This window comes from Proteobacteria bacterium CG1_02_64_396 (genome assembly GCA_001872725.1).
GTDB lineage: Bacteria > Pseudomonadota > MNWR01 > CG1-02-64-396 > CG1-02-64-396 > CG1-02-64-396.
Genome location: MNWR01000015.1, coordinates 32,005 through 45,238 on the forward strand (window position 1 = coordinate 32,005; position 13,234 = coordinate 45,238).

Sequence of the window (13,234 nt, forward strand, 5' to 3'; positions counted from 1 at the left end):
CATGGCCAAAGCACCGAAAAGAAAACTTAGCGTCGAAACCCTTACCCACGACGCCACCCGCAAAAACATCCCCACCGCCGAATACCAATCGGTGATGCAGAAGGAAGAGCAGACGCCGGTTCGCGTGGCCTACCCTCGCAATGCTGCCGGGCAGGAGGAAGAAAAGCAGCGCCGCAACCGCGACCTGGACCCGCAACTGGTCTGGCGCGGCAAGGATGAACAAGACTGGTCCGACCTCGTCGTTCACGCCCCGCCGGTTTACATCCAGGAAAAGGTCCACCCCAAGGTGTTGATTGATGACCTGCGCCAGCAAAGCCAGGAGCAACAGGCAGCGGCGGGGCGTCAGGCGGGGAAATTACGGCAAGTCGACCTCTTCGCCGACTTCAACGGCCTGCCCGATAACAACGCCAAAACCGAGTTCTACCAGCACGACGGCCACTGGCAGAACCGCATGATTTTGGGCGACAGCCTGCAAGTGATGGCCTCCCTGGCCGAGCGCGAAGGGCTGCGCGGTCAGGTGCAGTGCATCTATTTCGATCCGCCCTACGGCATCAAATTCAACAGCAACTTCCAGTGGTCCACCACCAGCCGGGACGTGAAAGACGGCAACACCGACCACATCACCCGCGAGCCGGAACAGGTCAAGGCCTTCCGCGACACCTGGCGCGACGGCATCCACTCCTACCTCACTTACCTGCGCGACCGGCTGACTGTGGCGCGGGATTTGTTGACGGATTCCGGGTCGATCTTTGTGCAGATTGGGGATGAGAACGTGCACCGGGTACGGGCGGTGATGGATGAGGTGTTTGGGGATGGGAACTTCATTTCACAGATCGGATTTGCCAAGACTTCTGGCTCGACCGATGACTATCTTGGACAAACAACCGACTACCTGCTCTGGTATGCAAGAGATCGCCAGCAGGTGAAGTATCGAGCCGCACTCAAACGTAAACGCCCAGGTGAAGCAGGTGGCACGAATTACAACAGGCTTAGAGATATCCTCGGCAATAGCCGGTCTATCAAGACTTCCGAGGATTTGTCGTCTCAGATTGAGACTGGCGAGCTACGCATTTATTCACTGGATAATCTGACTTCCCAGAGCGCGGGTCGTGATAAGGGCGAAGGGGCAGCTTCTTGGTTCGGCGTCGAGTTGGATGGACGCATACATAAGCCATCGCTATCCGTTCGTTGGAAAACAAACGAGAGCGGTATGGCACGGCTCAAAGCAGCTGGGCGCTTGGAAGCCACGGAGAAACGACTTGGATACGTTCGCTACCTCGATGATTTTCCCGCTGTACAAATAAATAACCGCTGGGAGGATGTGGCTGCAAGTTTCATGGCGGACAAGATGTATGTTGTTCAGACATCACCGACCGTCATTCAACGCTGCCTCCTGATGACTACCGACCCCGGCGACTTGGTTCTCGACCCCACCTGCGGTTCCGGCACCACCGCCTACGTCGCCGAACAATGGGGCCGCCGCTGGATCACCCTTGATACCTCCCGCGTCGCCCTGGCCCTGGCCCGAGCCCGCATCATGGGTGCCCGCTACCCCTACTACCTGCTGGCCGACAGTCGCGAGGGGCAGATCAAGGAGGCCGAAGTCACCCGCACCGCGCCTTCCAGCCAACCCACACGCGGCAACATCCGCCACGGCTTCGTCTACGAGCGCGTCCCCCACATCACCCTGAAATCCATCGCCAACAACAGCGAGATCGACGTCATCTGGAGCAATTGGCAGGCGAAGCTGGAACCGCTGCGCGAGCAACTCAACCAGGCGCTGGGCAAACATTGGCAGGAATGGGAAATCCCCCGCGACGCCGAGGCCCAATGGCCCGATGCGGCGAAGAAACTCCACGCCGACTGGTGGCAAGCCCGCATCACCCGCCAGAAGGAGATCGACGCCTCCATCGCCGCCAAGGCCGAGTTCGAATACCTCTACGACAAGCCCTTTGATGACAAGAAGAAGGTCCGCGTCGCCGGTCCCTTCACCGTGGAAAGCCTGTCGCCCCACCGCGTCCTGGCCGTCGATGAAAACGACGAACTGATCAACAAGGTGGCCGAGCTGGAGCCCGGCTACGGCGAGGAACGCAGCTTTGTCCAGATGATCCTGGAAAACCTGAAGACCGCTGGCGTTCAGCAGGCCCACAAGGAAGACAAGATCAACTTCACCGCCCTGACCCCCTGGCCGGGCAACCTGGTTTGCGCCGAGGGCCGATACGAAGATGCCGGCGGTGAAAAACGCGCCGCCATCTTCATCGGCCCCGAGTTCGGCACCGTCTCCCGCCCCGACCTGGTGGAGGCCGCCCGCGAGGCGGGCGACGCCGCTTTCGACGTGCTCATCGCCTGCGCCTTCAACTACGACGCCCATTCCTCCGAGTTCGACAAACTCGGCCGCATCCCCGTGCTCAAGGCCCGCATGAACGCCGACCTGCACATGGCCGAAGACCTGAAGAACACCGGCAAGGGCAACCTGTTCGTGATCTTCGGCGAGCCCGACATCGACATCCTCGACGCCGAAGATGGTCAGGTGCGGGTCAAGGTCAACGGCGTGGACGTGTTCCACCCCAACACCGGCGAAGTCCGCAGCGACGGCAGCGACGGCATCGCCTGCTGGTTCATCGACACCGACTACAACATGGAATCCTTCTTCGTCCGCCACGCCTACTTCCTGGGCGCCAACGACCCCTACAAAGCATTGAAGACAACCCTCAAAGCCGAAATCGACGAGGAGGCCTGGGCTACCCTGAACAGCGATACCTCACGCCCCTTCGACAAACCCAAGTCCGGCCGCATCGCAGTGAAGGTGATCAATCACCTGGGGGATGAGGTGATGAAGGTGTTCAGGGTGGAGTGATGGCCGACCGCCACCAATTCCTCATCTACCAAGCGTTTCGAATCGGATTTCGACCGCACGGTGAAGCAGTGGGCGGTGAAGACGGGGCTTGGTGGATCGTGGGGAAGGTCGTCAATGAGCGGGGTGATCAAGTTGCCCCGGGAATATCTAACAACATCTAAATATGTCTAACTGTTTTTAGATAGAACCACCTAGAACTGGCTAGAGGCACCTATGGACCCGATCAAAAATCCCTTTTCTCCCGGTGAGGGTGCGCCACCGCCCGAATTGGTCGGGCGCGACCCACTGATCGAGCAAGCACGTATTCTGCTGGGGCGGGTGAAGCAGAAACGTCCGGAAAAGAGTCTGCTACTGACTGGCTTGCGTGGTGTGGGCAAGACCGTGCTGCTGAACGAAATCGAGCGGATGGCGAGGGCCGTTGGCTATCAGACGATTTTGCTGGAAGCGCAGGAGGAAAAGCCGCTGGGCGAGCTCATCTACCCCGCGCTGCGAGGACTGCTTTACGAGCTGGATCGGGTGGCTGGAGGGGGCGACAAGGTCAAACGCGGGCTGGCGGTGCTGCGCAGTTTTATCGGCAGCATCAAGCTGACGGTGGGCGATGTGGCGCTGGGGTTGGACATCGAGCCGGCCAAAGGCACGGCCGATAGCGGCGATCTGGAAATCGATCTGCCGAATCTGTTTGTGGCCATCGCCGAGGCGGCGCAAGAGCGCCAGAGCGCCGTGGCCATCCTGGTGGATGAAATCCAGTACCTGAGCCAGAAGGAACTGGGGGCTCTCATCATGGCGATGCACAAGATGCAGCAGAAGCAGTTGCCGCTGGTGCTGCTCGCCGCCGGTTTGCCGGTACTTCCCGGTATGGCAGGGGAATCGAAGTCGTATGCCGAACGGTTGTTCAATTTCCCGGACATCGGGGCGCTGTCGGCAGCGGACGCGGCCAAGGCATTACGCGATCCAGCCCATGAAGCGGGTGTCGAATTCCAGGAGGATGCGCTGCAAGAGGTGTTCTACCTGACGCACGGTTACCCCTACTTCATTCAGGAATGGGGTTACCAATCCTGGAATATCGCGGCGGCGAGTCCAATTACCTTGCAGACCGTGCAGGCCGCTACGCCAGAGGTGATCCGTCGGCTCGACAAGAATTTTTTCCGGGTGCGCTTTGATCGACTGACACCGGGGGAGAAGAACTTTTTGCGTGCGATGGCCCATCTTGGCCCCGAACACCATCGCACCGGCGACATCGCCACCGTGTTGGGCATGTCGGTCAAAGGGATAGGTCCGGCTCGCTCCAAGCTGATCAAGAAGGGAATGATCTACAGCCCGGCGCACGGCGACATGGCATTCACTGTGCCGCTGTTCGATGAGTTCATGATTCGCGCCATCCCCGAATTTATTCCCGGTTGAAACCGCCCATGGACTTGCGCATTGCCGATACCTTCACCGACAGCCTTGCCCGTCTGACCGGCGAGGAGCAGAAGGCCGTCAAGACGACCGCCTTCGACCTGCAACTGAACCCGGCCAATCCGGGCATGAGTTTCCACAAGCTGGACAAGGCGCGGGACAAGAACTTCTGGTCGGTGCGGGTTAGCAGCGATATTCGGCTGATCGTGCATCGCACCGAAGCCAGCTTGTTGCTGTGCTATGTGGATCACCACGACAAGGCCTATGACTGGGCCAGTCGCCGCAAACTGGAAACCCATCCCAAAACCGGGGCGGCCCAGTGGGTGGAAATCCGCGAACGGGTGGAGGAGGTGCGGGGGCCCTATCGGGCCGAGGTGGAAACCTCCATCCCTGTGGCTGCATCCAGCCACGCAAAACCGCCGCTGTTTTCAGGCCGGACTGACGATGAATTGCTGGGTTATGGCGTTCCCGTGGAATGGCTGGCCGATGTACGTCAGGCCGACGAGGACAGCCTTCTGGAGCTGGCCGACCATCTACCAGCCGAGGCGGCCGAGGCCCTGTTGGAACTTGCCACCGGCGGCAAGCCGCAAGTGACACCCCCGACGGCGGGGGTTGATCCCTTCAGCCATCCCGACGCGCAGCGCCGCTTCCGGGTCATGAACGATGTGGAAGAACTGGAACGTGCCCTGGCGTTTCCTTGGGAAAAGTGGACGGTTTTCCTGCACCCGGCCCAACGGCAGTGGGTGGAGCGCGACTACAGCGGACCTGTGCGGATTGCCGGTTCGGCCGGTACGGGCAAGACCATCGTCGCGCTGCATCGCGCTGTTTTTCTGGCACGCAGTCAGCCCGAAGCCCGCGTGTTGCTGGCTACCTTCTCGGAAACCCTGGCCAATGCCTTGCGTGCCAAGCTCCGGCGATTGATCAGCAACGAACCCCGTTTGGCGGAGCGGCTGGAAGTGCATGCCATGAATGCCATTGGCGAACGGCTCTATGAACAGCAATTCGGGCGGCCACATATTGCCGCGCGGGAGGTGATCAAGCGCTTCATGACAGAAGCCGTTAACCAGTTGATGGCAAAGGAAAACCCGGGCCTTAAATTCAGCGTCAACTTTCTGCTGACGGAATGGGAAGACCTGGTCGATGCCTGGCAACTGGATGGCTGGGAGGCCTATCGCGATGTGAAGCGCTTGGGCAGAAAAACCCGCCTGCCGGAGCAGCAACGTGCCGTGTTTTGGTCGGTCTTCGATGCGGTTCGCACGCGTCTGAAGGCGGATGGCCTGCTCACCCATGCATCCATGTTCAGCAAACTGGCCACCCATTTGGCGCAGCGCAAACATCCCCCCTTCGACTACGTCGTGGTCGATGAGGTGCAGGACGTCAGCGTCGCGCAGTTGCGTTTCCTGGCCGCCATGGGCGCAACGATGGGCCTGGGTCGACCGAACAGCCTTTTTTTTGCTGGCGACCTGGGGCAGCGGATTTTTCAGCAGCCGTTTTCTTGGAAGTCGCTGGGCGTGGATGTACGCGGGCGTTCGCGCACCCTGCACATCAATTACCGCACTTCGCACCAGATCAGGGTGCAGGCCGACCAGCTCCTGGGGCCGGAAATTTCTGATGTGGATGGCAACAAGGAAGAACGGCGCGGGACGGTTTCCGTATTCAACGGGCCGTCGCCGGTTGTTGCCACGTTCGAGAGTGAAGAGGCAGAAATTGAGGCAGTCGGCATTTGGCTGGCATCACGCAGCAAAGAGGGCGTGGCCTCCCATGAAATCGGCGTATTCGTGCGCTCGGATGCCGAACTGGAACGCGCCCGTGCCGCAGTCGACAAGGCTGGGCTGCCGTTCAGGGTGCTTGATGAGCATGTTGAAACGGTCAGCGGCCAGGCCTCCATCAGCACCATGCACCTGGCCAAAGGTCTGGAGTTCCGGGCCGTTGTGGTGATGGCCTGCGATGATGAAGTGATCCCGCTGCAAACACGGATTGAAGCGGTGGCCGACGATGCCGATTTGGAGGAGGTCTACAACACCGAGCGCCATCTGCTTTATGTGGCGTGTACCCGTGCCAGGGATCAGTTGCTGGTGAGTGGGGTGCGGCCTGTCTCGGAGTTTCTGGACGACTTGGGCATTACAACGGGGAGGTTTTTGTAATTTTCGGCGGTCTGCGTTGTAACCAACACATGGCGCGGTCGAGTGCCCTTTTTTGCAACAGGCAAACGAAGAGCCATGACCGACTTTGGTCAGTGGCTCTTCGTTTGCTCCCCTCACCCCTTCTCAAACCCCAACTCCCCCCCATCCACAATCACCCGGACGGTGTCGCCATCGCGGAAGCTGCCCTCCAGCAACGCAATGGCCAGGGGGTTTTGGATCGCCTGCTGGATCAAACGCTTCAAAGGTCGGGCGCCGAAGGCGGAATCAAAACCGTGTTCGGCCAGCCATCCCACCGCCTCGTCGTTCAATTCGAGGGTGATCTTGCGATCGAGCAAAATCTTGCGTAGCCGGGCCAGCTGAATCTCGACGATTTTGGCCATATGGCCCCGCGCCAGACGGTGGAAGATCAAGATCTCATCGATCCGGTTGAGAAACTCGGGGCGGAAATGACCGTTGACCACCGACATCACCGACTCGCGCATCTGCCGGTAGCTCGCCTCGTCGGTGAATTGACCGATGCGGTCCGAGCCCAGGTTGCTGGTCATGATGATGACGGTGTTGCGAAAATCGACCGTGCGCCCTTGGCTGTCGGTCAGGCGTCCGTCGTCGAGCACCTGGAGCAGCACATTGAAGACCTCGGGGTGGGCCTTTTCGACCTCGTCGAACAGCACCACCGCGTAGGGGCGGCGACGCACCGCTTCGGTGAGGACGCCCCCCTCTTCGTAACCGACATAGCCGGGGGGGGCGCCGAGCAGGCGCGAAACCGAGTGTTTTTCCATGAATTCGCTCATATCGATGCGGACCATCGCCTGGTCGTCGTCGAAGAGGAACTCGGCCAGCGCCTTGGTGAGCTCGGTTTTGCCGACCCCGGTGGGGCCGAGGAACATAAAAGAGGCCAGGGGGCGATTGGGATCTTGCAAACCGGCCCGCGCCCGGCGCACCGCGTTGGCGACCGCTCGTAGCGCCTCATCCTGCCCCACGACCCGCTTTTGTAGGCGATCCTCCATACGCAGCAGCTTGTCGCGCTCCCCTTCGAGCATTTTCGAGACGGGGATGCCGGTCCACTTGCTCACCACCTCGGCGATGTCTTCGTCGGTGACCTCTTCACGCAGCAGGGTATCTTGGCCGTTGCCGGTTTCGGCCTCACCGAGCTTGCGCTCTAGCTCAGGAATGACCCCATAGGTCAGCTCACCGGCACGCCCCAGGTCGCCACGCCGCTGCACCTGCTCCAGCTCGATGCGGGCTTTTTCGAGATCCTCGCGCAGTTTGTTCACCGAGCCGATCTTCCCTTTCTCGGCGGCCCAGCGATTCGAAAGATCGTCGAAATCCTGCTGCAAAGCGGCAATCTGGGTTTCGATCTTGGCAAAGCGCTCCTTGGAGGCGGCGTCGCTCTCTTTTTTAAGCGCCTCGCGCTCGATCTTGAGCTGAATCAGCTTGCGCTCGGCCTCGTCCAGCGGCGCCGGTTTGGAGTCGATCTGGGTGCGCAGACGGCTGGCCGCCTCGTCGATCAGGTCGATGGCTTTGTCGGGGAGCTGGCGGTCGGTGATGTAGCGGTTTGAAAGGGTGGCAGCCGCCACAATAGCGGGGTCGGTGATGCGCACATGGTGGTGGATTTCGTACTTTTCTTTGATGCCGCGCAGGATGGCGATGGTGTCTTCCACCGTCGGTTCGCCCACAAACACCGGCTGAAAACGGCGTTCAAGCGCGGCGTCTTTTTCGACATGTTTGCGGTACTCGTCGAGCGTGGTGGCACCGATCATGTGCAGCTCGCCCCTCGCCAGCGCCGGTTTGAGCATGTTGCCCGCATCCATCGACCCCTCGGCCTTACCTGCCCCGACCAGGGTGTGCAGCTCGTCGATGAACAAAATGATCGCCCCCGCCGCCTGGGTGACCTCGTGCAGCACCGCCTTCAGGCGCTCTTCGAATTCTCCCCGGAACTTGGCTCCGGCGATCATCGAGCCTAGATCAAGGGTAATGAGCCGCTTGTTTTTCAGCCCCTCGGGGACGTCGCCGTTGACGATGCGCTGCGCCATCCCCTCGACGATGGCGGTCTTGCCGACCCCCGGCTCGCCGATCAACACCGGGTTGTTTTTGGTGCGGCGCGACAGCACCTGAATGGCACGGCGAATCTCTTCGTCGCGGCCGATCACCGGGTCGAGTTTCCCGCTGCGCGCCTCTTCAGTCAGGTCGCGGCCGTATTTGCTCAAAGCCTCATATTGATCCTCGGCCCCTTGGTCGGTGACCTTGCGACCACCCCGGATCTTGTCGATGGCCCCCTTGAGCCCCTCTTCGGTGAGTCCCCCCTTGCCCAGCACCGTTTTCAAGGCGGCGTCCTGGAACATGACCAAAAGCAGGTGCTCACTGGCGATGAAGTCGTCCTTCATCTTTTTGGCCAGTTCGTCACCCTTGCCCAGCACCTGATTGAGTCGGTTGCCCAGGTAGATTTGCCCGCCGCCGCTGATCTGCGGCAGTTTGTTCAACGCTTCGTCGAGGGCGGTATGAATCGGGGCGGGGCTGCCCCCGGCGGCCTGAATGAGCGAGCGGACGATCCCCCCCTCTTGTTCGAACAGAGCGGCGAGCAGGTGCTCGGGTTCGAGCGCCTGATGGTTCATGCGTCCGGCGATGGCCTGGGATTGGGCGAGGGCTTCCTGGACCTTGCGGGTCATGCGGTCGGGGTTCATACGGGCTCCTTGGTGGGGTCGTTCGGGACGTCCCCTCCATCTAGGGCCTGGGGTGGGGGCGTCAATCCCCGCAGAGTGGGGGCAGCCCCCCCCTGGCGCGCAATAGGGAGGTGATCTCAAGATCCGATAGGGGAGGGTGGAAATGGTTGCCCTGCATGGCGTCGCAGCCCAGCGAACACAGGAATGCCGCCTGCTCTGCCGTCTCGACCCCCTCGGCCACCACCGTCAGTTTCAGGGAGTGGGCCATGGCGACGATGGCAGTGACGATGGCGGAATCTTCAGGGTCGTGGTCGACGTCGCGCACGAACGATTGGTCGATCTTGAGAATGTCGAGGGGGAAGCGTTTGAGGTAACTCAATGAGGAATACCCGGTGCCGAAATCGTCGACCGACAACGTCAGCCCCATCCCCTTGAGGGTTTCGAGCATGTGCTGGGTCGACTCGGCCTGCTGCATCAACGTCCCCTCGGTGATCTCAAGATCGAGGTAGTGGGCCGGGATTTCGAAGGCATCCAGCGCCTCGGCAATGATCGTTTTTAGCCCTTGGTCTCGGAATTGCCGGGCCGAGAGGTTGACCGAAACCTTGGGGCAGTCGAGCCCCTCGTCGAGCCAGGCCCGGATTTGGGCACAGGCGGTATGCAGCACCCAGCGACCGATGGGGATGATCAGCCCCGCCTCCTCGGCCATGGGAATAAAATGGGCGGGAGGGATGGGGCCGCGCTCGGGGTGGTTCCATCGGGCCAGCGCCTCGATCCCGACCAACGTGGCGTCGAGCCCCGACACCTGGGGTTGATACACCAAGGAGAGCTCTCCGCCGCGTAGTGCTTTGCGCAGGGCGTTTTCAAGGGTCAGTCGGTCGTAGGCGGTGCCGTGCCGGTCGGGGGAATAGAAATGGTAGGTATTGCGCCCCGCCTCTTTGGCTTGGTACATGGCGGCGTCGGCCTTACGCAGCAGGGTTTGGCCATCCTGACCGTCGTCGGGGTAGAGGCTGATGCCGATGCTGGTGCTGGCGAAGACCTCTTGCCCCTCGACCAGAAAACGGTCGGCGAAGATGTTCAGCACCTTGGCGGCGACGGCGGCGGTAGCTTGGGTGTCGATAACCTCCTCAACCAGGATCACGAACTCATCCCCCCCCAACCGGGCCACGGTGTCCTCTTCGCGGATGATGCGACGCAGCCTCTGCCCCGCCTCCAGCAGCAACATGTCGCCCAGGGCGTGGCCCAGGGTGTCGTTGATGACTTTGAAGCGATCCAAATCGAGGAACATCACCGCAAGCCAGTGCCCGTGGCGGCGTGCGTGAGCGATGGCGTGATCGAGCCGGTCGAGGAAGAAGGTGCGGTTGGGCAGTCGGGTCAGGGTGTCGTGGTTGGCCAGATAATTGAGGCGGATTTCGCTCTCTTTGCGGGCGGTGATGTCGGTGAACATCCCCACATAGTGGGTGATCGCTCCGCTGTCATCGCGCACCACGGTGACGACCAGCCATTCGGGGTAGATCTCCCCCGATTTGCGTCGATGCCAGATCTCCCCCTGCCAAGAGCCCTGTTCCAGCAGCTGCTGGTTCATTGCCTGATAAAAGGATTCGTCGTGGTGGCCGGAATGGAGCAATGCCGAGGTTTGCCCGATGGCCTCTTGGGCGGTGTAGCCGGTGATGTCGGTGAAGGCGTTGTTGACCACGACGATCCTTTGATCGGCGTCGGAAATCATGATCCCCTCCAGGCTGTACTCGAACACCCTGGCGGCCAGTTGCAGCTCTTGTTCCTTGGCCCGTAGCTCGGTTAGATCGGTGATGAAGGCAAACGAGCGGGGATCCTCCGGCCCCGGTGCGGTCAGGGTGGTGGCGTTGATGCGCACGAACAGCGGTCGACCATCTTTGGTTTGTAAGGTGGTTTCGTAGGTACGGTGCTGGGTTTGGCTGGCCTCGTCGAGTTGGTTTTGGATCTCACGCGACCCCTCCTGGGTGGCAAAAAGGGTGGCGTGGCGTCCGATGATCTCATCGGGGTGGTAGCCCAACATGGAGCACAGCGCCTGATTCACCCCGACGGTCACCCCTTTTTCGTCTCCGGCCCAAAATCCTTCGGAGGAGGTATCGATGATTGAGCGGTAGCGCCGTTCGCTGGTGCGGATCCGCTCCTCGGCCCGCACCCGGTCGGTGACGTTGCGGCCGATGATGACCAGCCCCTTGCGGCTGCCGTCGGGGTGAAAAAGGGGGATCTTAATGACGTCGAAAATCCCCATGGTTCCGTCGCTCTGCGGAACCTGCTCCTCGACCTGGGAGGTTGTTCCCACTTGCCAGGCCTTCTCGTCGGAGGCGACACAGGCCAAAAAGGCTTCGCGAGATTCGGGATAAAGCTCGGCGAAGTCGCGATCCCCCTTGCCCAGATAATCGGTTCCCTCCATCCCCATGGTGGCCAGCCCCGCTTGGTTAATCAGCAACCAGTGCCCCTCGCCGTTCTTGAAAAAGATGGCGTCGGGGGTCGCTTCAACCAGGGTGGTGAGCTGCTCCTCGCGCAGTTCTAAGGCGCGTTTGGCTCGGGTGCGTTCGGTGACGTCGTGGATGAGCGAAAACAGCAGGGTACGGCTACCTAGGGCAATGGGGTCTGAGTAAACCTCAACATCGCGGATCTCCCCCGAAGACAAGCGATGACGAAAACTGAAGTAGGTCTTCTCCTTGTTTTTGGCCCGCTGCATTTCGGCTGCGACCGCTGTGGGGGGCAGGGTGTTGATGTCTGAAATGTTCAGTTGCAGCAGGCGGTCGCGGGGATAGCCGTAATAGGCGCTGGCCGCCTCGTTGGCATCGACGATGGTGCCGTCGCTGGGGTCGATCAGCAGCTTAATCACTTGGTTATTGCGGAACATCCGGTGGTACAGCGCGTGGTTTTCTTGCAACTGTTCGAGGGTGTCCCGCTGATCGTCGATGTCCTGGGCAGTCAGGATCATGCCGCGCAGGTGGCCCCCCTTGCCGAGCAACGGTTCGCCCCGCTCTTCAATCCAACGGAACTGGTTGTCGTGGCGACGCAGGCGGTAGCGGCGGCTGAAGGGGGCTGGGTCGTGCAGCGCTTGGCGTAACTGCTCTTCGGCCTGGGGGCGGTCCTCGGGGTGGATCGCCGTAGCCGCCAGCGCCAGCTCCTGGGTGGCGGTGGTGCCCCGAAAGGCGAGCCAGGCGGGATTGAACCGTACCCAGCACCCCTGTGCGTCGAGGGCCGCGATCATCGAGGGGATGTGCCGAGCCAGATCGGCCAAGGTAATGGAACGGGGCATGGTCAGTCCTTGGGGCGCGAAATCCAGCTTTCCCGGCGAGGGAAGGGAAGCGGTGGTTGATGCGGCGTTTCTGTGCGGCCCAGGGATGGGCCGCCAAAATCAGGAACGTAGGAGGCGACTCCGTCGCCGAAGCTCTGCTGAAAAAGGCAGGAGCCTTGAATCAGCGTTTCCCTAAAGGCTACATCAAGCCACGGCGAGCCAACGAGGTCCAGCCCTGCCGGGTGACAATCAGATGATCGAGAACCCTGATTTCGAGCCCTTCGGCCAGGGTGACCACGCGGTGGGTGAGGGCCAGGTCTTGGGGCGAGGGATCTTGGGAGCCCCCTGGATGGTTGTGAACCAAGATCAAGGCGGGACTACCGGCTCGGAAGGCGGCGGCAAAGATGCGTTGTGGGGTGACCGGGGCCGAGGCCATCCCCCCCAGAGCGATGGTTTCGATCCCTAAAACCCGGTGGGCCTGGGTGAGCAAAAGAACGGCAAATCGCTCTTCGGACAGCCCCCCCAGATGCAGGTTGAGGTAGGCGACCACCGCCTCGGGGGTTTCGATCGGGTCGCTGCCCAGCGCTTGTTCAAAGAGGATCCGCTCGGCGGCGGCACGCACAATTTTGAGCGCCGTGGCCCCCGCCTCCCCCAAGCCAGGCGTCTGCGCCAGTTCCCCCCAGGGGGCGTCGCACACCCCGCGCAGCGAGCCGAAACGGGCGACGAGATCCTTGGCCAGCGGCTTAACGTCGCGCCGGGGGATCGCCTGGGTCAGCAGCAGCTCGACCGCCTCGTAGTCGTGAAAACCGTCGAGCCCCCCCTGCACAAAGCGGGTGCGCAGCCGTTGGCGGTGTCCTTGGTGGGTATCCGTGCCCATGGGGGCTCCTTAGGGAAACGCTGATTCAAGGCTCCTGCCTTG

The 13,234-nt window shown here is 61.3% G+C and carries 6 protein-coding genes; 3 read left to right on the forward strand and 3 right to left on the reverse strand.

All coding sequences use genetic code 11. The annotated features are described in order from the left end of the window. Position 1: 1 nt before the first annotated feature. The 3 genes from AUJ55_01620 to AUJ55_01630 all read left to right on the forward strand — a co-directional run bounded on the left by AUJ55_01620 (position 2) and on the right by AUJ55_01630 (position 6,399). Positions 2-2,857, forward strand: a complete 2,856-nt coding sequence (locus AUJ55_01620) for a site-specific DNA-methyltransferase (GenBank protein ID OIO60971.1) — start codon at positions 2-4, stop codon at positions 2,855-2,857. 213 nt (positions 2,858-3,070) lie between these two features. Continuing rightward, on the forward strand, positions 3,071-4,258 hold the full coding sequence (locus AUJ55_01625; GenBank protein ID OIO60972.1) for an AAA family ATPase: 1,188 nt from the start codon (positions 3,071-3,073) through the stop codon (positions 4,256-4,258). 8 nt (positions 4,259-4,266) lie between these two features. Then, a complete protein-coding gene (locus AUJ55_01630; protein OIO60973.1) occupies positions 4,267-6,399 on the forward strand; it encodes a DNA helicase in 2,133 nt (710 codons plus the stop codon). A 113-nt stretch (positions 6,400-6,512) separates the two neighbouring features. Here AUJ55_01630 and AUJ55_01635 read toward each other — a convergent pair whose 3' ends face one another. From AUJ55_01635 to AUJ55_01645, 3 genes are all read right to left on the reverse strand, one after another. Further along, positions 6,513-9,080: an ATP-dependent chaperone ClpB gene (locus AUJ55_01635; protein ID OIO60974.1), complete on the reverse strand. Its 2,568-nt coding sequence runs from the start codon at positions 9,078-9,080 to the stop codon at positions 6,513-6,515. 61 nt (positions 9,081-9,141) lie between these two features. After that, a complete protein-coding gene (locus AUJ55_01640) occupies positions 9,142-12,336 on the reverse strand; it encodes a hypothetical protein (protein ID OIO60975.1) in 3,195 nt (1,064 codons plus the stop codon). 178 nt (positions 12,337-12,514) lie between these two features. Further along, positions 12,515-13,192, reverse strand: coding sequence for a hypothetical protein (locus AUJ55_01645; GenBank protein ID OIO60976.1), 678 nt, complete (start codon positions 13,190-13,192; stop codon positions 12,515-12,517). Positions 13,193-13,234 lie beyond the last annotated feature (42 nt).